Below are 20,651 nucleotides of genomic sequence, written 5' to 3'. Positions count from 1 at the left end.
TTCGTTTGAGTTTTTCTTTATTCATTGATATAGTGAAAGCTTTTGAGAAAATCTACAACTATATTTAACGAAAGTGATGCAATTGTGGCAGTATCAGAGGATTTATCTGCTAAAAATGCGGCATCGAGTTGCGAGGTATGAATAAATTTTTTCCCAAAGTAGGGGTTATCATATACTGTCAGGGTTTGGGCGCTGGTATTAGTTAAGATTGTTTGCGTAGGCGCTCGAAAGAAATTTAATTTTGCTGCTAGTTCCAGATTTTTTTTCATTTGCCGAATGGTTTGCGCCTGACTAATAGCTTCTTCGATGAGTGTGGTCAGTGTCTTCACCCGATGGGAGATTTTGATGTCTAAGTCAGGTACATCTTTTTTATTCAGAATCTCTACCACTTGATAAATGCTTTTGTGGGTATTAGTCGCATCTCTAAAGGGGAGAATTGCCAAACAGGCTGTAGGTAATAAAGCTTCATCGCTGTCTACTCGAAATGTGAATACAGTCCGGCGACGGCCAATTTCCATGCTGGGGGGTTGTTTGATGATGCGATATTCTTGAGCAATGTGGAAATAAGCACCCGCAAGGGCAAAGTTCGCTTCTGGTTCTAAGGCTGCATCGACGATAATTCTAATGGTTGGGGGGGTTTCGTTAAAAAATTCCCGTGGGTCGTCGGCTTCAAATTTTTGGATGATCGAGCGATCGCCTTTTGGACTAAGATCAACCCATTCACAAATCATTCCTTCTGTTTTTAACCCAAACCGAGACGCAGAATGCAGTTTTGCCCCAGTTAAGGTTGCGCCTGTTAAATCAGCACCAACCCATTCGGCTTTAATTAATGTCGCCTCTGTTAAGTTGGCATGGACAAAACTTGTATTGGTTAAATTAGCATTGCTCAAGTTCGCCCCCATCAAGGTCGCACCACTCAATTTTGCACCGCTTAAATCAGCCCAACTGAGGTTTGTGCCACTCAAATCAGCCCAACGCAGGTTTGCGCCACTTAAATCAGCCCCACTGAGGTTAGCATGGGTGAGATTTGCCTGTTTCAATTCTGCATCACGTAAGTTAGCACCACTGAGGTCGCTACGGTGTAAGTCGGCGGCGTTTAAGTTCGCCATCTCTAAGTTCGCACCAGCTAAGGTACAACCTTTTAAGATTGTTTCATGCAAGTTAGCGCGGCGAAGATTGGCTTTACGTAGGGTGGCTTCACGTAAGTCAGCATTACTGAGATTAGCTTCAAATAAGTCAGCGCGACTCAGGTCTGCCCGAATTAACTCCGCACGTACTAAAGAAGCACCACGCAATTGAGCGCGGCTGAGGTCAGAACGAATCAAGTTTGCCACATTCAAACTAGCGTGATTCATGATTGTACCCACGAAATTCACGCCACTCAGTCGGGCGACATTCAACTTAGCATGGCTCAAATTAGCCTCGCTGAGATTTGCCCCACTGAGATTAACGACACTCAAATTAGCATGACTCAGGTTGATACCATTGAGTTTGACACCACTCAGGTTCGCTTCGCCAAGTTCGACTCCGCTAAAATCTGTAACCCCTGCTGCGTATTGTTCGAGTAATTCCTCTACAGTCATTGATGCTACCCATACAAAGTTAAGGGAATAGGGAGTGGGGAGTGGGGAGTAGGAAATGGGGCAGGGAGTAGGGAGCAGAGGGGAGAAAATTTTCCCCTTGTCCCCTGCTCCTTGTCTCCCTTGCTTCTTCTCAATCCTTAGCCCCTAAAATGTACATAAAAATAAACTGTCTAAATTTATGAATATTGGTATTTTGGGTTTGGGATTGATAGGCGGTTCTTTGGGTTATGATTTGCGATCGCAAGGTCATCATCTCTTGGGGGTCAGTCGCCGGGAATCTACCTGTCAAACAGCTGTAGCCCTTGGCAGTGTGGATGAGGCATCTGTGGAAATGAGTTTGTTAGCAGCCGCAGACGTAATTTTTATTTGTACGCCTATCGCCCTTATTGTTCCCCAAGTTGAGCAGTTAATTACACATCTTTCTCCCGCTACGATTATTACTGATGTGGGTTCGGTGAAAGCACCTATAGTCGAGGCAATTTCACCGATGTGGGAACGGTTTGTGGGCGGTCATCCAATGGCGGGAACGGCTGATAGTGGCATAGAGGCGGCGCAAAAAAATTTATTTGTTGATAGACCTTACGTACTCACACCAGATGCCCATACACCCCAAGATGCGATCGCTATTTTAGAGGAGATTGTGCGATCGCTGGGCGCAAAAATTTACCACTGTCAACCAGCCCAACATGACCGCGCCGTTAGTTGGATTTCCCATTTACCTGTGATGGTGAGTGCCGCTTTAATTACTGCTTGTATGGGTGAAACTGACCCCGCAGTTTTACAATTAGCGCAAAATTTAGCTAGTTCTGGGTTCCGCGATACCAGCCGAGTCGGTGGTGGAAACCCTGAATTGGGAGTGATGATGGCAAAATATAATCGCCAAGCCTTGTTGAGTTCATTGCAACAATATCGCCACAACATTAATGAAGTTATTAACTTGATTGAACAAGAAGATTGGAACACCTTAGAAGCCAAGTTGCAGTTAACCCAACAAGCAAGACCTTTGTTTACCGAGTAAGTAGGAATTTGAATTTTCGCATTCCAAAATACTGAAGCAAAAAATAGCGATCGCTATCATGGTCTATGAGTAGAAGGACTAAATTAAATCTAACTGGAGATTACCGGGTTTCGACACTTCGACAGGCTCAGTGACCACGCTTCGACAGGCTCAGTGCATCGCTCTAATAGTATTTTTCTTTTTCCCCCTGCACCCTGCACCCCTGCCCATTTCCTACTCCCCACTCCCCACTCCCTACTCCCCACCCCTGACTTCCCACTTTTCCTCGACCCTAATATTAGAGTAAAGTAAACAAGTGTAAAGAAGTATCACTTTTCTCTCCTACTTTTTAAAACAACTTGTTCACTTTTAGTGTTGATATTTGTATAAGAGAATCCATGCAGTCTTGTTTTTGGCGACGAATTTTAGTATCTATTGGCATATTTTTGGTGGCTGGGTCAATTTGGTTAACAAATCCTTCCGCAGCACTGGCTTATGACAATCCTGATTTATTACCGAACTTCCAAACTCCAGTTATTGACTTAGCGAAAACTCTGACTGATATTCAGGAAGACAAGCTAGTTTCAGATATCAAGCAATTTGAAACCGATACTGGCTGGAAACTGCGCGTATTAACTCAGTACGATCGCACCCCTGGTCGAGCAGTGATCAATTATTGGGGTTTAGATGATAAAAGTATCCTGCTAGTTGCAGATTCTCGTGGCGGTAACATTCTCAGCTTTAGTGTGGGCGATGACGTTTATGAGCTTTTACCCCGGACATTTTGGATAGAATTACAAACTCGTTTTGGTAACTTGTACTTTGTGCGAGAACAAGGCGAAGACCAAGCAATTTTACAAGCCCTCGACTCAGTTAAAGGCTGCTTACTCAAAGGCGGTTGTAACGTTGTACCTGGACTACCCAGAGAACAGTGGATTCTTACCTTAGTGACCTCAGTCATTGGTGGGATAATTTGTGGATTTGCCGCCCAACCCCGCAATGATAAACAAATTGTTGCTTGGCAATGGGCATTAATTTTCTCGCCATTATGGGGGATTTTGTTTATCGCCTTCGGTATTGGGCCAGTCGTAACGCGCACTAGTGATTGGCTACCCCTAGTGCGAAATATTTCTGGCTTTTTCATTGGTGCTTTAGTGGCTTACCTATCCCCTGTGTTCAGTCGTCCTTCTTCGAGTGCGGAGTTGTGATTGTTGGTAGTTATCACAAAGGGTGTAAGGGTTTAGAACACCTACACCCTTACACCAGCCTGAAATGATAACCTAGTGTGTAAGTCCTGTTGATTTTGACTCAGCATTCACTCTTAGCTGATAAGCTGAAAGCTGGTATATCGGCGCTGAATAGTGATGGAATGGCACGTAACTGATGCTCAAAGTTTAGCAATCATCGACAGTGAAATTGGCGATCATGTCTTTTCACCCGCAGAGTATGAAATTGTGAGGCGGGTGATATACGCCACTGCTGACTTTGAATATAAATCTTTAATTCGGTTTTCGGAACATGCTTTACAAGCTGGTGCAGCAGCATTAGCAGCACGCACCACAATCGTAGTAGATGTCCCAATGGTACAAGTAGGTATTGCTTCCGACATCCAAAGCACGTTTGCTAACCCAGTCTATTGCAGCATGGAAACTGTCACACGTCCGCAAAAGGAAAAAACACTGGCAGCATGGGGAATTGAAACTCTCGCCAAACGTTATCCAGAGGGCATTTTTGTAGTTGGTCAGGCACAGACAGCACTAACAGCACTAATAGATTTAATTGAAGCGGAAGAAATTCGCCCAGCTTTAATTATTGCGACTCCAGTCGGATTTATTGATGTAGATACTGATAAAAGCCGCCTGCAAGATTCTCTAGTTCCCTATATTACTATTGAAAGTCGTAAAGGAAATGCCGTTGTTGCTGCTGCTGTTGTTGATGGATTGGTAGATTTAGCTTGGCAAGCTTACGGACAGAATGCGAGTCGGGGAAGTTAGGAGAAGGTAGCAGGCAGAAGGAGAAATATTAAATTTCATACTTCACTCTGTTTTCCGCCGCCTTCGCCGTGGTCTATCTTGTTGGTCTTCGCGGATGCGGCGGCTGGCTTCTGAAAAGAAGTCTCGGCGGAGATAGGGATAATCGTTAACCCAGATGTCGCGGCTGGGAATGTAAACATCGCTGAAATCTTCAATGGTGCCTAAATCGGCACGGTTCGACATAACAATCATTTCCGCTATTTGACCACGGGCGATCGCTTTATGATAAGGCCGCAGAGGTGCATCTAACTCAACGCTAAACCCTGTATCGTCACCTACCTCTAGATTTATTCGTTTCTCCCGGTTTTCAACAATTACCAATTCGCCTTTGCTGTTAACAGTTTCTTGTTTACCCATCAATCTATCTGTAATCCACCAATCTAATATGCGTCCCCGGAAAAAGCCACTGTACTTATAACGACGACATTTGGCATTCCGAATACTGGCTTGGAACACTGGGTACCACAGCCAAAACATCGCCCCAATAACCCCCAAGAAAAATAGGAGGGGGCCAAAATCCAGCCCAAACAGGGCTTTCACTAGTAAAACCACAACTACAGAAACTACCGAAACTAATAGTCGCTGTAAAAAATTAGAAAATTTCCCCCAGTAGTACTTGTACTGCTGACCAGTAGCAATGAGGGGGATAATTTGTTCAAATTTCTGGCGAGTCAGTGGAACAAGCATGGGTGCTGGGTGTTGAGTGCTAGTGTTTAACAAGGAGTCAGAATTCAGGAGTCAGAATATTCTGGATTCTGCATTCTGAATTCTTCTTTTAAAGTATCTTTTCTAAACCATACACTAACGACTTTAACTGTGAGACTTTGCGAATTGCCAGTAACACTCCAGGCATATAGCAGGCGCGATCGCTTGTATCATGGCGTAAGGTATAAATTTGACCAGCAGCACCAAAAATTACTTCTTGATGGGCAATTAATCCTGGCAAGCGTACGCTATGAATTCTAATTCCTTCATCGGCTAGGCTGCCTCTGGCTCCCGGTATTTTCTCGGTTTCATGGACAATTGCTGGGTTAAAAGTTTTACCGAGTTCTGCTAGTAACTGAGCAGTTTGAATTGCTGTACCACTGGGTGCATCAGCTTTTTGGTTGTGATGCAATTCGATAATTTCTACATGGTCAAAATATTGTGATGCGGTGACGGCGGCTTGTTGGAGTAACACCATCCCAATGGAGAAATTAGGAATAATCAAGCAGCCAGTACTGGCTTTTTCGGCGAAGTCGGCTAAATTTTGAATTTGTTCGGGACTTAAGCCTGTAGTTCCGACAACCGGACGAATGCCATAGGCGATCGCACTGCGTACATTGTCATAAACTGAATCAGGGTGGGTAAAGTCTACTATGACTCCTGGTGGTAGCTGTCGCTCACCCGCCACGTACCCTAACATCGGTTCTAATTGGTCAGTAATTGGTACTTCTAAAGGTTCACTTAAACCAGCAAGTTCCCCAGCATCTTTACCTTGAAGTTCGGGGTTACGGTCAATTGCACCCATCAGAGTTAAATCAGGTGCTTGGGCGACTGCTTTGACTACCTCACGACCCATTTTGCCAGCAGCACCGTTAATAATCACCGGAATCGGAGTTTGATTTGTCATAAGTCAATGGTCAATGGTCAATTATTCATTGTCCATAGTAAACTACTTACGCTCCAAGATTGTCTGTGGAGATTGGGTGAAGGGGTTTGAGGGCTTCGCCGTGAGCTTCAGCCGAACGGTGAAGGGGTAAAAGGGAAGGGTCTTGAACACCCCTATGCGGAAGTCAAAAATCAGAGAATTTTTGACTTTGAACTTTTTACTTTTGACTTGATTTTGCCCTTACATCCTTGCCAAGTTCCGGTTTTGTTGCAGTAAACTAATACCATCTTTTGAGGAGTGCATTATGGCCAACCAAAAATTGATGCAATTACTTTCTTTTGGTTTTATTAGTTTTTGCTTTTGTTTTGGCTTGGGAATTGGTGTTTTCATTCGTTTTGGACAGTTGCAACCATCTAACGCTGCAACTACATCTGAACCCCCCCAGATATTACCCTTTGTTATCCCTGCCCCTACACCGTCACCAGATGATAGCGTTTTTACCTTAAACCCTTAGAGTGCTGAGTTGAAAGTGCTGAGTGCTGAGTCAAATCCTTGTGTTCACAACTGGTACTTAGTTACTAGTGTTACTTTCTGTTGTTGACTTTTCATCTTTTGGGGATGGGCTGTCAGGAGCAGAATTTTGCTTATTTTCTACAGTTGGGACAACTACAGCCGAAGAATCTGGGCTTTTTGATTCTGTGGTAGGTGGTGGTACTGGTATCACCACAGGATTCGATCGCTTGCCTGATGGATTGGGTGTAGTTTGATTGGTGGTGGCAGGTGGGGTATTATTTGGCGATCGCTTGGTTGCACTTTCCCGATTAACTTCTCGATTAGAACGATAGGCTCTCAGTTTATCTACTAATGATGGTGTCGGTAAGGTATTCGGTGTAACAGATGCTTGTTCGGGATTTTGCTGAGACGAAGTTTCGGAGTTGGTGGCGGCAGTATTTTCTGAGGTTGGGTTGCTGTTGGTTGTGGCTTGTGGTGTAGGTGCTGGGCGGTTTTGTCGGCGGCGTTTGGAAATATACGCTGATTCGGTTGCAGTGGTTGTTTGGGTATTTTTGTTAGTGTTATTTGCTTCCGCCGTTGACTGTGAACCCTCGGTATTAGAATTATTGTCTCTTGATTGTGTGACTGGGTTAGTAAACAGGGGTGTGGCGGATGAATTTGGCTTGTTATGGGAAGACAATAAATTAGTGATGCCAAAACCCGCACTCGCGGCAAATAAAGCCACACCTACACCAACTAAGGCTTTAGACCCTGCTAGTGTTTTGGTAAAGGCTGCCATCGGGTTTTTTGTCCGATATTCCTTGTGTTTCTTGCCAAAAACTCCTCGTCCTGGCTGCATTGATAAATCAACGGTGGCGACTGTATTAGTGGCAACGCTTTGGGTAATATTCTTGCTCTCACTACCCGGTAGTAGTTGTAACCATTCAGCCACGGTTGAGGGACGGAAGCGAGAATCAACCGCCATACCGCGCATCACAGCTTGATTGACGGCGGCACTCAGATGGGGTTGTAATTCTTTGGGAGATGCCATTTTTTCGCGATCGCGCAATAATGCTGGCATGGGAACCTGTGCTGTTAACAAAGCATACAAGGTTGCTGCCAAACCATAAACATCTGTAGCTGGTGTGCGCGGCGCTTGTGTCAAGTATTGTTCAATGGGTGCGTAGCCTTCGGAAACTATGCCGGTGTGAGTTTGTTTGACACCACCATTAAATTCTCGTGAAATCCCAAAATCAATTAATATGACTTCTTGAGTGCCTTGGCGGAGAATAATATTATCTGGTTTGATATCGCGGTGGAGCAAACCATTATTGTGGACTACTTGTAGGGCTGCACCAATTTGGCGGATGTAGTGAATAGCTGTGGCTTCCGGTAAGGGTATCCCTGGTAGGACAAAAGCATTGCCCAAAGTTTCCCCAGGAATGTATTCCATCACCATGTAGGGTAGACCATCTTCAATAAAAAAGTCACTTACCCGCACAATATTGGGATGGATACAAGTAGCTAGTCTTCTAGCTTCATCTTGGAATTGGCGCTCGAACTTGGCAAAATCTGGATGTTGCCGCAAGCGTTCGTTAATAGTTTTCACCACTACATCTTGACCTAAGTAGTGATGTGTAGCTTTAAAGGTAATACCAAAGCCACCATGTCCGATTTCTTGGGTGAGGGTATACTTTCCACCCTGCAAAATTTTGCCTGCTAACATAGATGTTCTGCGTTTTGAGTCCTAAATCCTGAATGAGCAGATATATGCCACCCGAAATTGAACAGCCTCCACCTCATTGCCACCGCTTAATCTTTTTCATGATACAGTAGGCTCACACATTGCATCTTGAAAATTAGGTGAAGGTGAAGAAGAAGGCGGCGGTTCGGCTACGCGGTAATCGAGCGAAGTCGAGATTCACCAACCAGAGGCAGAAGGTGAAAATTTTACTCCCGCGTACATTTACGCTTTGAAAACGTCATTTTTCTGCCAAAGATTAACAAGGTTTATTTCCTACTCCCCACTTCCTACTCCCTTTGTAACCTACATTCTCTCTAATACTTGAATTCCCAACAGCGATAATCCAAGTTTTAAAGTTCTGGCGGTTAAATCGCACAATACTAAACGGGATGTGCGCTGTGGTTCTTCTGCGTCTAATACCCTAACTCCATGATTGCGATCGTAGAACACATTAAACTTTTTACTCAATTCGTATAGATATTCACATAAACGATTTGGTAACAAGTCTTGTTCCACAGTACTAATCACTTCGCCCAATTGCAGTAAATACTTGGCAAGAGCAAATTCAGTTTCATGCTCTAATACAAGTTGTGCTTGATCACCTAATTCTTCAAAGTTAATTCCACCCTTGCGGCTAATACCTTGAATTCGAGCGTAGGCGTAAAGCATATAAGGGGCTGTATTGCCTTTGAGATCCAGCATTTTGTCATAGCTGAAGATGTAATTACTGGTGCGGTTTTGGCTCAAGTCAGCATACTTAACGGCGCTAATACCAATAATTTGGGCAACATGAGCAATAAATTCTGTTGTTTCTGTACGCTCATCTGCTTGTAATCTCTTTTCTAAGTCAGCACGAGCGCGGATAATTGCTTCATCGAGCAAATCTCGTAACCGGACAGTATCTCCAGAACGGGTTTTGAATTTTTTGCCATCTTCCCCTAACACCAAACCAAAGGGAACATGCACTAGTTCCACATCATCAGGAATCCAACCAGCTTTGCGTGCAACTTGGAAAAATTGAGCAAAGTGATTACTTTGTCCCGCATCGGTTACATAAATGATGCGTTTGGCTGCATCTTGTTGAATGCGGTAGCGCAATGCAGCTAAATCTGTGGTGGCGTAGTTATAACCACCATCGGATTTCTGCACAATTAATGGTAACGGTTCACCTTCTCTGTTGGTATAGCCTTCTAAAAAAACAACTTTTGCGCCTTGATCTTCTACAAGTAAGCCAGAGTCGGCTAAATCTTCCACAATTTTGGGTAATAAGGGGTTGTAAAAAGATTCGCCGCGTTCATTGATATGGATATCCAGCAAGTCATAAATAACTTGAAATTCTTTGCGGGATTGTTCACACAGCAGTTTCCACGCATGAATTGTATCTTCTGCGCCTGCTTGTAATCTCACGACTTCTTGGCGTGCTGCTTCTTGGAAGGTTTCATCAGCATCAAAACGCTGTTTTGCTTGGCGATAAAAGCTGACTAAATCGCCGATATCTAAGGCGTTGGCGGTGGTTAAAGCCTGGGGGTAAACTTCGCGCAGGTAAGTGATGAGCATTCCGAATTGTGTACCCCAATCACCCACATGATTTAACCGCAAAACATCATGTCCGCGAAATTCCAAAATCCGGGCGATAGAATCACCAATAATGGTGGAACGCAAATGTCCGACGTGCATTTCTTTGGCAATGTTCGGACTGGAAAAATCAACAATTTCTCGCTGTGGCGTTTTCGCTGGGGGAACACCTAACCGGGAGTCGGCGTGAATTGCTTTGAGTTGTGCTTCTAGGTAAGCGGTTTTAAGTCTGAGGTTAATAAAACCGGGGCCAGCAATTTCTGGTGATTCGCAGATTTGGGCAACATCTAACTTGTCAACTATAGCAGCAGCGATCGCTCTTGGTTGCTGTCCTAATTTTTTACTCAGGGATAAAGCCACATTCGCTTGATAGTCACCAAATTTCGGATTCCCCGCAGGTACTAAAATTGGGTCAACGGTGGCGTATTCATCACCAAAAGCAGCAACCATCGCCTGCTCAAATTTAACTTTTAATTGTTCTTGTGTAGCATTCATATATAAATGTTATCTGTGACAGGCAAAACGCGACTGCTGAAAGTGAGGTATTCTCAAAGGCTTGATTATTTTAACCTTAAAATATAATCACCTAATTTAACTGAGGATTTTCATGGTACAGTACGACCCCCTCAGCTGCCTTCCGTCCTCGGCAGAATTACCCGACTCTGATGATACGCCAGTGGATAACGAACTACAAAACCTGATTCCCAATTTACTAGAAGCTATTTTAGCTTTAGTCTGGAGTCAACGCACCGATTGGTTTTTCGGCGTTGATATGGGGATTTATTATGCACCCGACACTCCGCAATTAGTACCTGATGGGTTTCTCAGCATAGGTGTAGAACGTTTTATTGGTGAAGAGGGACGTTTAAGCTATGTTCTCTGGGAAGAAGATGGTATTGTTCCTATTTTTGCCTTAGAAGTTGTTTCACAAACCTACGGCGGCGAATACGAAAAGAAAAAAATCGACTACGCGAAGTTAGGCATTTTATATTATGCAATTTACGTCCCCAACCGGAGATATCGGCGTAAACGAGAACCTTTAGAAGTTTATCGTTTAGAAAATAGTGAATACATCTTACAACCAGGTTCACGGGTGTGGATGCCAGAAATTAATTTAGCACTTGGCAGAGAACGCGGTACTTATCTGGGAAGGACGCGCGAGTGGTTATATTGGTATGACGAAGTTGGACAGAGATTACCTACACCAGAGGAGTTAGTGCAGCAAGAAAAGGAACGTGCTGAGAGACTAGCACAAAGGTTGCGGGAGTTGGGCATTAATCCAGATGAGATTTAAAGATGGTTCAGGGATGTAGGGGTATAAGTGTATAAATGAGCAAAACCCTTACCCCCAGTCTCAACAAGCAGACTTTCTGCGTCAGCCGTGATTCTCACTAGCCTCTAGCTCCTAACCTCTAACCTCTCGCCTCAATTGAGCTTTAAAGCATTAACTGGTACTTCATCCCAAGAATCAACTATCCGTAATCTAGCTATCCAACCATCTGTTTTTTGTTGCTCTGTCAAATTTTTTTCAAACGACTCATGACAATCTTTGGCTTGAGACTCATTACAACAAGCAATGCAGGCATATATCATACCCGATGGATCAATTTGCTCATTTACCCAAATAGTCATGGTGTATCCTCTCGAAAGCTATAAATTAACAAGGCATTTGGTCATTTTAGAATACTAGCAAAGCTAAAAACCCATTCATTGTGGGGCTGATGCCAAAAATTTATCCATCTTAAGTTTTTTAACCGAGTTTTTTCTATTCTGATCGCTAAGTTAGTTTTGTGTAAGTTGAAAAACCAGCCACTAGCTTAATAAATTGCAATATGTTACGCCATACATTTCTTGCGTAGTTTAACTGATGACATTCGCTGATTGGCGAACAAAAATATACTTAATTTCTCAAAAATGAAATTCCCAATTAATTCACAATTTCAAATTTATATCGAGTTAGCTTGATAGGATTTGGTGGTGAGATTTGGAATTTGTCATCAGTCAAAGTTTGTGATTAATCAAGTATTTTACTATCTCTGTAACAGGGATGTAAATAACATCATTAGTCATAAATACTTGTCAAAAAAAGCGCATTTTAAGCATAGGAGAGAAAATGTCTTATCCAGGTTATTTTTTGCAACAAGGCTGTGAGACAGGCGATGTATATATGGTGCAGCAAACTTTACAAGCATTGGGCTATTCTATCTCTGCTGATGGTATATTTGGCCCGATGACAGAAAATGCTGTCCGACACTTTCAAATGTCTAATGGTCTGGTGGCTGATGGTGTTGTCGGCCCTAACACTTGGTATGCGTTAATGAACCAAGGCTGCTAAATAACTAGGATTTTTAACGAATAACTTGAGAGGTGATGTACCTTTATTCTGATTTTGGCAGCACAATAAAAAATAAAAGGTAAAGCATTTACTGTGGCAAATATAGATATTAGTGTCATCGTTGCGGTGGCACTAATATTTGTGATGTTTTGAAGACGGATGCTTGTGATGAAGTAGAAGAAATGCAGAGTATATAAAAACATAAAAATCGCTCATACAAATATAGCTTAGTCAAGGAATATCCAAATAATGGTTCATACAAATGGACAACCTTCAGTATCAGCAAAATCGCAATTAGATATAGCACTTGATGTTTATGAGGAAGCTTTAATTGCATTAGAAGAAGCGCCTTTACAAGCAACATTTGACCAAAAAGTGACTGTATTAGTAGCGCGTGATGGGGTAGAGAAGAAGAGGCAAATTGATCAAAACCCCACTGGTAGTAGTTACGCGAGGTTATTAAGTTTAGATGAGCGCCTGAAAGCACAAGCCAAAGTGCTGAGTGAAGATGATGAATTAGCACAATGGAAAGATAGCTTAAATGCACCGCCGAATATGTGGTGGTGGCATTTAAAATATCCGTTAGCGATGTCACCAATCCAAGTGGCAAAACGCTATCAACAAGCTATCTCTGCATTGTCAGCGTCGCTTCCCCATCCGACTCAAGAACAAATTTTAGAAGTATTACTAGCACGGGACGCAATTGAAACTTCCCGTGATAATCAACCTTTACCAGAGCATATCGCTAAAATTGTCATTGATTTGGATGAAAGTTTGCGATCGCTCGCCGATGTAATTACTAAAGATGGTAAATTAGAGTACTGGAAAATCAGCTTAAGTAAAACTACACCTAATACTTGGTGGTGGGAACTCAGCGATACAGAACCACTACCAGCACAAGCTATCCAACGTTACGCAGCAGCTTTAGAGGAGATGGAATCTCCACCAACAGCGACTTCGGAAGAACTTCTAGAAGTACTACTAGCACGGGACGCAGTGGAAAAAGCTTGGAATAAGCAACAACAACCACCACGTCATTTAACCGAAAAAATCATTGAATTAGACAAGCGGTTAAAAGCGCAATCTTGGTCTTTTGCTAACGATGATATTGTTGATGAATGGAAAAACAACCTGAAACCACCGGAAATGAGTTGGTGGTGGTCTTTTACCCGTTCTGTTCCGTTACCGAATGAAGCGATCGCACGTTACGAAAAAACAGTTGAAATCGTTGCAACTAGTAAACCACCTTCTTCTGATCAACTTTTAGAAACACTCTTGGCGCGTGATGGAGTAGAAGAAGCTTTAGAACAAGCCTATCGCAATAAACCCGTCCCCGAAAAACTAGCCAGACAACTCATTGCTTTAGACAACAAATTAAAACAATATCGTCTTGATTTCAACAAAGATAACCAAATCAAACAATGGAAAGATAGCTTAAAACGCCAAAATCGCTGGTGGTGGGAACTCAAACCTGCGATCGTTGGTTCGGAAGAAGAACCAGGGACACGCCGTGACTGGTTACTCAATACTTTGGCTGTGCTTTGTCTAGGTATTGGTGCAGCGTTTACAGCTTATAGTAGCCAAGTATTTTTCCAGAAGGTTGAAGGACAAGAAACTCAACAAGCCGACTTATCACAAAACATGGCGGCGGTATTGCAAGTCATTGGTTTAGGTGCAGGTGGCGCAGCAGCTTTGACTAGTGGTGGTCGAAAAACCCTCGAAAAACTCTTTACTAACTTACAGTTACCCCCCACCAAACAAGCACCTACAGCCTTAGCGATCGCGGCGGGAATGACGGCTATTACAGGTTCTGTCGCTGCATCATTACCCGCCTGGGGAAAAGTTTATATTGCTCAAGGACAAGGATATTTACATAATACTAATTGGCTGAAAGCTCAAGATAGTTTTCTTCAGGCCAAAAAATTCATTAGTAGTGATGAAGACAAAGCAAAAGTAGAAATTGGTTTAGGAGATTCTGCGGAACATTTAGGAGATTTAGTCAAAGCGAAAGAATATTACAAAAAAGCGGCGGCTCTGGACAATATTGAAGGTATGACTCGCTATGCGCGGCTCAGTATGGTAGATTTCTTTCTCAAAAATCCACCTGATTCTAGAATTCAACCTTCAATCACTGATGAAAACTTCAGACAAGCTCATCTTTTTAACCAGCGTGCTTTGCTGAAAATCTTCAAATTGTTAGCTAAAAATGAGCAAACTCCCGAAAAACTCAACAAAGAGTTATTGAATTTGACGCAATTAGCTCGCACAAATGATGCACTGATCGCCGCAGTTAGAGATTTACACGTATCTCCCAAAGAGAATGCAGCTTCGGATGAAGAATATCGTCAGCGTTATTGGACTGAAGCTGTAGCGGGTCTTTACAAGTCTAATTTGGATGAGTTGAACTATCTGAAAATTTCTGACAAGGACGCTCTGAAAATTCGAGCTTTGTGTTTTGCACACATCACAACCGAGCAGATGAGATATACAGAAAACATTCAGAATGTTCCCGAAGCACTTACAAGTCTTGTACCGGAGATGATGACTAAATCTCCCGATGCTCCTAATTGTTACGATGATAAAGCTCTGAGCGTCTATGATTTTTCGTTGATTGAAGCTTTGGCAAAAATATATAAAATGCCGAAATTCAAAGTTGCTGTGACAAATAATAATCCGCCACCGCAAACAAATCCTGCGCCAACCCCAGAAGCCGTGCCGAACCCGGAAGCAGAAGCTTATAATCAAAATCCGCCAACGCCTGAGACTCAGCCGCAATATTAAGTTTAGGGGTATCACAGGGTGTAAGGGTGTAAGGGTGTTCAAAACCTTTGCACCCTTTAAACTTTATGGGACGAAGTGGAGTGAGTAATGAGTAGTGAGTAGTGATACCCATTTGAAATAAGAATGCGACAGATAGAAATCAGGAAAGTAGTCTTACTTGAGCTAGATTTCTTAATTGCGTTAGCGAGCCTGCGAATTGCGAATTGGTATGAGTAGTGAGTATAGGACTTACGTAATAAATCTCTCAAAATCTCATAACTTTTTTCCTACTCTGCGGGTAGCCGAAGAACGCGTCTACGTTTTTTCATAATTTTGTGTAAGTCCTGATAAGTAATGAGTATTTCTACTAACTCATTATTCATTACTCCTAACTCATTACTCATTTATACCTATGAGTTTGTATCTTTAATTGTGATGGCGATCGCCTCACCATAGACCATAGCCTAAATTAAATTTTTTTATATCAAATTATGATAAGCTCTTGCCAAAAAATTATGTAATTTTGCGTATAATCAAAAAGTGTCTGCTCAACCTATAAAAGTCTGTCAATTTGAGACATTGAATTTAAGATTGTAGATAGACTGTACTCATAACTCAACTGGCAAAAAATAATCTGAACGCAATTCTCAAGTCCCTCCATCCTATCCCTTGTGGGATGGCTCGTCTGCAAAATCACCAGAGACGATAAATCCCCATTGATTTTTCTGGAGAAAAGATGTATCTAGCACATTCATTCATCAGTGATAGCAAGCAGCAGCACTCTCAGCAGCCTTTAATTTTGGCAGTGGAAGATAATGATGATAATCTGTTGCTGATTAGTTATGCTCTTGAGTCACTTGGCTGTCAATTTATCTGTCAATCAGACAGTTCCTCAACATTGTTGGTGGCTAAAGAGTATCAGCCAGACTTGATCATGTTAGATATTTTGTTACCTAGTTTCAGTGGCATTGAAGTTGTACATTATCTCAAGGAAAATCCCCTAACTCATAAAATTCCCGTACTCGCAGTAACGGCTTTAGCCACCAGAGAAGACAAAGAACGCATTCTCAAGGCGGGATTTGATGACTACATTAGCAAGCCATTTTTGATTGAAGATTTAGAAAGTGTGGTTCGCCGTCTTTTGAAGGGAAAATTAGAGCCTTGTTCCAATGATGAGCGGCTAGAGGCTAGGGAGTAGGAAAACAAGGCTGAAGTCTGAATCATAACTCAGCACTCAGAACTTTGCTTAGATTTTTGGTAGTCGCACTGTAAACACACTGCCTTTACCCAGTTCGGAAGCAACGGTAATATCACCACCGTGAGCTTCAGCAATTCTGTAGGAAAGATGCAACCCTAAACCGCTACCAGAGCGTTTATTTCTCCCTTGACGAAATCGCTCGAATATACCTGCTTGGTCTTCGGGGGCGATACCATAACCTGTATCTTCCACGGCGATGATTACCCAGGTTTTGCCTTGGGGGTTGTCTGCTTGTTCGGAAATCCGAATTGTAATTTTGCCTGTATCGGTAAATTTGATGGCGTTACCCAAGAGGTTGTTGAACACACGGCGCAGTTCTAAAGGATCACCCATCACCACTCCGAGATTTGTGGGATTGTTGGCTAAACCACTGCTGTCTACTGTGACATTTAAATTTTTCTCACTCGCCAGGGGTGCTAATTCGCTGACTACTTCTTGTATGATTTCGGGTAAGTTGCAAACATCATCGTTGAAGGTCTTTTTCCCTGCATCCATACGAGACACTTCTAGCAAGGTATTGACCATTTGCATTAAGTTTTTGTTGCTGCGAATCATCACGGAGATGGCTTGTTTCATTTCCGGCGAAATTTTGCAGAATGTTTCTTCAAGAAACAACCCCAGCATTCGATCTGCGGCTACCAAGGGAGTACGCAAGTCATGGGTAAGACGCGATACAAAGTCTTCCCGTTGACGAGCCATCTTATCTTGTTCGTCTAAACTGCGCTTGAGTCGCAAAAGCGATCGCACTCTTGCTAGTAGTTCATCTGTATCAAAAGGTTTGCGAATAAAATCATCTGCACCTGCATCTAGTCCCTCTACTACACTAGATTCATGAAAGGCTGTAATCAGCAGAATGGGAATATAAACTTTAATTGCTGGGTTCTTGCGAATGCGATCTGTCACTTCATAACCATCCATCCCTGGCATCATCACATCCAGCAAAATCAAGTCTGGCGGAGATTTTTCGACATATTCTAAAGCAGATTTACCGTCAGTTGCTAAATCGATGTGATAGCCTTCACTTTCTAAAATTGTCTGCACTAAGATCAGGTTATCTTTAGTGTCATCAACGGCAAGAATGCGATCAACTTTTTGAGACTTTTCCACAACAGACATGACTAATTTACTTTTGTGCTAGGGATTTATAGTTTGAGGTTGGGATACCTCATCGATGAACGACGAGATGGGGGAGAAGACTTATGGGGATTATGCGCCGAGAAAAAAATATGTTCACCATCAACATTTAAAGCCGGGATTTTTCCGGCTATCTCTTTGGCTAATATTTGTCGGGGTAACTCGACTTTAAACATCGAACCGATTCCCAATTGACTCTCGATCAAGATTTGGCCATTCATCATTCGCACCAAGGAATCGACAATTGCCAAACCCAAGCCTGTACCTGGATATTTCCGTGTGAGGCTTTGATCAACTTGGCGAAAGGCTTCAAAAATATGCTGAAAATCTTTGGGAGCGATACCAATACCTGTATCACGAACTGCGATCGCTATCCGATTTTCTGGCAGTTCTTCAATTTCTAACCAGATAGAACCTGTTTCGGTAAACTTAATTGCATTCGACAGCAAATTTACTAAAATTTGCCGCACACGTACCGAGTCATTAAATACCCAAGGATTTTCTAAATCTATCTCGACTTGCAAATCTAATTTTTTCGCTTCTGCTAGAGATTGCATTTCTTTGACAGTGCTATTGATCACTGTCGTTACATCAAATAATTCGGCTTTTAGTTCCAGTCTACCTGCTTCTAATTTAGAAAAATCTAGAACTTCATTTAATAACATTAATAAATGCTTGCCATTATTCAGAATGCGCTCGACCATATCGGTTTGTTGAGGCGATAATTGCCCGAATTTTGGTCGCAATAAAATTTGCGAAAACCCAATAATTGCATTCATTGGTGTCCGTAATTCATGAGACATTGTAGCTAAAAACTGGGTTTTTAACCGTGATGCTTCGATTAATTTTAAATTTTGGATTTGAATTTGTTGTCTTTGTCTTTCGAGTTCTTGATTTTTGCGGATGAGTTGTTCGTTACTTTCTTTTAACTGTTGTAGTGCTAAATTTGCTTGCATTTCAGCACGATATACTCGCATAGCATTGCGTAAAATTTGTGCCAATATTTCTGAAGATACCCGTGATTTTGCCAGATAATCTGTCGCACCAGCTTTCATCAACTCGACTGCAATTTGTTCATCACCTTGTGCTGTCAAAACCACTAAAGGAACTTTGATTTCTGATGCTTGTACCCGACGAATCAGTGTTAAACCATCTTGATCTGGCAAGCGATAATCTAGGAAAACACAATCAAAGGTGATACTCGCCAACGCTAACAGTGCTTCATGGCCATTACCAGCCTCTGACAGTTCCATTTTGACACCTGCTTGCATCAAGGCACGGCGTACTGCCATCCGGTCTACTTCATCATCGTCTACAACCAAAATTCTCAGCGTTTCTTCCATTTGTTTTTATTTTCGCTGTCCAATGCGGTTTAATGTCTATCATTTTTATTTTCTGTCTATCCAAATAAAAAGTTTGAGATTTGAGTTACAGGTTTGGATATACGAATTAAAGAAACATCTTTAGTGGACATTATTATATTGATTAACAAAATAATATCTCAATTCGGTAATTATCTTGACTCTGATTATTAGTCTTTGTTTAAAGAAAATCTAGATTATACATATTCCCTATCAGGTTTTAGTTGTTTAAGGTATTTCGCACAGTACCCAGTATTTATTCAAGGTAGCCATTGTCTCAACAAACTTATTGAATGTGAGTGGTTTGAGGATATAGCCAGCAACGTTTAAGTTGTAGGCTTGTACCCTATCTTGATCCTGATTTGAGGTAGTCATCACTACTACAGGCGTGGTACATAATTTTGGATCAGAACGTAATTCTTGCAGAAATTCGATGCCACTCATTTTTGGCATATTTAAATCTAATAAAATCAAGCGACGCTCTGTTGGTACACTTGGGTTTTGACCATACTCGTTCCGCAACATTTCGAGAGCTTCTAAGCCATTACTTGCTAGATACAGTGGATTAGTAATATTAACTTTTTTAAAGGCACGCTTGACATTCATGACATCAACTTCATCATCCTCCACTAGTAATATATTAATCACTCTTTCCAGCATGTTTTTCGGCAACAACTCAACTTTTGTAATTATGAGTTAAATCACTTATGAAAATAAACTTGATTATTAATAATTAATTAATTACACTATCTTTATGATTAGTAATTAATAACTTAATAATCTATAAGCAAAAAAGCATGATTTAAGCTCACTATCATTGTAAATGAGCCTGTTAATGCCTGTCCTCAGCCATTAGTGAGAGTTGTAAACAAATATTTTGCTTCATCAGCTTGAGCCGTTCGACTGTCTTACCTCCATCTTGGCCAATGGCCTGCTAATTCATACTATTGTTGATTCAAAGGCTGTTTAAAAGTAAATATTCAGTAGGGTGGGTTACAGCTATATCAGGATTTGGGAAATTAAGAGAGTGAGATGTTGATAAATCATGGAGGATGGCTCTAGCAATTCTAGGCGAAACTGAACTCTAAAAATGATCTCAAGACTTGGTATACAAGGTCTCGACAACAACTATAGGAATAGGGTTTGACTCCTGAATCTAGTTGTTTAGGCAGGGAGTAGGGAGTAGGAAAGAAGGCTGAACTGGGTGTACTGATTTTTTTCCCAAATCAAATATGAGTCATATATCAATTATTTCGCTAAATATTACGAAAGGTTGTTAAAGACGATAAATTGAGATAAATATTTCATATTTGGTTGTAGAATATCCATACATCTCTGGCTAGATATTTGTATCTATCCATTTGAAAAACTGGGAAAATCATACTTCTATCGGTGGATGCAAGAGCATTGCCATATCATCTATCTTTGGTTTGGAAAAACTTAGATTAAGTGATTGACAAAAGCGCAGTTGAACAGACGCGAATATATAGAAGAGTGAGTTTAGTGATGAACGAAATCAGCATTATTTTAATTGAGGATCACGATTTAACTAGAATGGGGCTGAAGGCTGCATTGCAGTCGCAAAGCGGGTTGAAAGTAATTGGAGAAGCTGCTAACGCAACCCAAGGAATGAAACTGTTAGAAACGGCAAAGCCAGATGTCGCAGTGGTAGATAACGCGATGTGCGACTTAATATTCCGTAACAAGTGCGTCGAATTGAAGAGGATCACAATTGTGGCGATTAAGCCAAAAACAGACGGTATGAGCTAAAATCTTGCGATTGAGGCG

General features: G+C 41.9%; 17 protein-coding genes and 2 pseudogenes. 9 read left to right on the top strand and 10 right to left on the bottom strand.

Annotated elements, in window-relative coordinates; genetic code table 11:
• Nucleotides 1–17 precede the first annotated feature (17 nt).
• Complete coding sequence (locus H6G77_RS30990; RefSeq protein WP_190873591.1) at nucleotides 18–1,583, bottom strand: pentapeptide repeat-containing protein; 1,566 nt, start codon at nucleotides 1,581–1,583, stop codon at nucleotides 18–20.
• Between the two features lie 178 nt (nucleotides 1,584–1,761).
• Between H6G77_RS30990 and H6G77_RS30985 the strand changes: the two genes are divergently transcribed.
• The 3 genes from H6G77_RS30985 to H6G77_RS30975 all read left to right on the top strand — a co-directional run bounded on the left by H6G77_RS30985 (nucleotide 1,762) and on the right by H6G77_RS30975 (nucleotide 4,574).
• The gene (locus H6G77_RS30985) at nucleotides 1,762–2,601 is read left to right on the top strand and encodes a prephenate/arogenate dehydrogenase (protein ID WP_190873590.1); all 840 of its coding nucleotides are present in this window, start codon (nucleotides 1,762–1,764) and stop codon (nucleotides 2,599–2,601) included.
• A gap of 377 nt (nucleotides 2,602–2,978) precedes the next feature.
• Complete coding sequence (locus H6G77_RS30980; RefSeq protein ID WP_190669430.1) at nucleotides 2,979–3,788, top strand: TPM domain-containing protein; 810 nt, start codon at nucleotides 2,979–2,981, stop codon at nucleotides 3,786–3,788.
• Nucleotides 3,789–3,944: 156 nt separating this feature from the next.
• The gene (locus H6G77_RS30975; protein WP_190589617.1) at nucleotides 3,945–4,574 is read left to right on the top strand and encodes a precorrin-8X methylmutase; all 630 of its coding nucleotides are present in this window, start codon (nucleotides 3,945–3,947) and stop codon (nucleotides 4,572–4,574) included.
• Between the two features lie 42 nt (nucleotides 4,575–4,616).
• On the opposite strand, the gene H6G77_RS30970 is transcribed toward H6G77_RS30975, so the two are convergent.
• On the bottom strand, nucleotides 4,617–5,300 hold the full coding sequence (locus tag H6G77_RS30970; protein WP_190589616.1) for a phosphate ABC transporter permease: 684 nt from the start codon (nucleotides 5,298–5,300) through the stop codon (nucleotides 4,617–4,619).
• An 88-nt stretch (nucleotides 5,301–5,388) separates the two neighbouring features.
• On the bottom strand, nucleotides 5,389–6,225 hold the full coding sequence (gene dapB / locus H6G77_RS30965) for a 4-hydroxy-tetrahydrodipicolinate reductase (protein WP_190589615.1): 837 nt from the start codon (nucleotides 6,223–6,225) through the stop codon (nucleotides 5,389–5,391).
• A 283-nt stretch (nucleotides 6,226–6,508) separates the two neighbouring features.
• On the opposite strand from dapB, the gene H6G77_RS30960 reads away from it, so the two are divergent.
• Complete coding sequence (locus tag H6G77_RS30960; RefSeq protein WP_190589614.1) at nucleotides 6,509–6,718, top strand: capsule biosynthesis protein; 210 nt, start codon at nucleotides 6,509–6,511, stop codon at nucleotides 6,716–6,718.
• 57 nt (nucleotides 6,719–6,775) lie between these two features.
• On the opposite strand, the gene H6G77_RS30955 is transcribed toward H6G77_RS30960, so the two are convergent.
• Together H6G77_RS30955 and argS are read right to left on the bottom strand one after the other, a co-directional pair.
• Complete coding sequence (locus H6G77_RS30955) at nucleotides 6,776–8,422, bottom strand: serine/threonine protein kinase (protein WP_190873589.1); 1,647 nt, start codon at nucleotides 8,420–8,422, stop codon at nucleotides 6,776–6,778.
• A gap of 321 nt (nucleotides 8,423–8,743) precedes the next feature.
• Entirely contained in the window at nucleotides 8,744–10,510 is a 1,767-nt protein-coding gene (gene argS, locus H6G77_RS30950) for an arginine--tRNA ligase (protein WP_190669436.1), read from the bottom strand.
• A gap of 112 nt (nucleotides 10,511–10,622) precedes the next feature.
• On the opposite strand from argS, the gene H6G77_RS30945 reads away from it, so the two are divergent.
• The gene (locus H6G77_RS30945; protein ID WP_190873588.1) at nucleotides 10,623–11,309 is read left to right on the top strand and encodes a Uma2 family endonuclease; all 687 of its coding nucleotides are present in this window, start codon (nucleotides 10,623–10,625) and stop codon (nucleotides 11,307–11,309) included.
• Nucleotides 11,310–11,440: 131 nt separating this feature from the next.
• Here the strand turns inward: H6G77_RS30945 and H6G77_RS30940 are convergent, their stop codons facing one another.
• Nucleotides 11,441–11,647, bottom strand: a complete 207-nt coding sequence (locus H6G77_RS30940) for a glycogen debranching protein (protein ID WP_190589610.1) — start codon at nucleotides 11,645–11,647, stop codon at nucleotides 11,441–11,443.
• A 481-nt stretch (nucleotides 11,648–12,128) separates the two neighbouring features.
• Here H6G77_RS30940 and H6G77_RS36390 point away from each other — a divergent pair, with 481 nt between their 5' ends.
• From H6G77_RS36390 to H6G77_RS30925, 3 genes are all read left to right on the top strand, one after another.
• On the top strand, nucleotides 12,129–12,350 hold the full coding sequence (locus tag H6G77_RS36390) for a peptidoglycan-binding domain-containing protein (RefSeq protein WP_190589609.1): 222 nt from the start codon (nucleotides 12,129–12,131) through the stop codon (nucleotides 12,348–12,350).
• A 249-nt stretch (nucleotides 12,351–12,599) separates the two neighbouring features.
• Nucleotides 12,600–15,131: a hypothetical protein gene (locus H6G77_RS30930; protein WP_190669442.1), complete on the top strand. Its 2,532-nt coding sequence runs from the start codon at nucleotides 12,600–12,602 to the stop codon at nucleotides 15,129–15,131.
• A gap of 715 nt (nucleotides 15,132–15,846) precedes the next feature.
• A complete protein-coding gene (locus H6G77_RS30925; protein ID WP_190669444.1) occupies nucleotides 15,847–16,308 on the top strand; it encodes a response regulator in 462 nt (153 codons plus the stop codon).
• Between the two features lie 48 nt (nucleotides 16,309–16,356).
• Here H6G77_RS30925 and H6G77_RS30920 read toward each other — a convergent pair whose 3' ends face one another.
• The 3 genes from H6G77_RS30920 to H6G77_RS30910 form a co-directional block, all read right to left on the bottom strand.
• On the bottom strand, nucleotides 16,357–17,484 hold the full coding sequence (locus tag H6G77_RS30920) for a hybrid sensor histidine kinase/response regulator (protein WP_190669446.1): 1,128 nt from the start codon (nucleotides 17,482–17,484) through the stop codon (nucleotides 16,357–16,359).
• Nucleotides 17,485–17,510: 26 nt separating this feature from the next.
• On the bottom strand, nucleotides 17,511–18,845 hold the full coding sequence (locus H6G77_RS30915; protein ID WP_190873587.1) for an ATP-binding protein: 1,335 nt from the start codon (nucleotides 18,843–18,845) through the stop codon (nucleotides 17,511–17,513).
• A gap of 246 nt (nucleotides 18,846–19,091) precedes the next feature.
• A complete protein-coding gene (locus H6G77_RS30910; RefSeq protein WP_190669449.1) occupies nucleotides 19,092–19,523 on the bottom strand; it encodes a response regulator in 432 nt (143 codons plus the stop codon).
• Nucleotides 19,524–20,369: 846 nt separating this feature from the next.
• On the opposite strand from H6G77_RS30910, the pseudogene H6G77_RS30905 reads away from it, so the two are divergent.
• Nucleotides 20,370–20,555 (top strand): annotated as a pseudogene (locus H6G77_RS30905) (response regulator); the annotation flags it as partial.
• Here the strand turns inward: H6G77_RS30905 and H6G77_RS30900 are convergent.
• Nucleotides 20,553–20,651 (bottom strand): annotated as a pseudogene (locus tag H6G77_RS30900) (IS982 family transposase); the annotation flags it as partial. The pseudogenes H6G77_RS30905 and H6G77_RS30900 overlap by 3 nt on opposite strands.

The sequence above is a fragment of the Aulosira sp. FACHB-615 genome (genome assembly GCF_014698045.1).
GTDB lineage: Bacteria > Cyanobacteriota > Cyanobacteriia > Cyanobacteriales > Nostocaceae > Nostoc_B.
The sequence above is the reverse complement of the archived record's forward strand: the minus strand, read 5'-3'. Positions and strand labels throughout refer to the sequence as shown.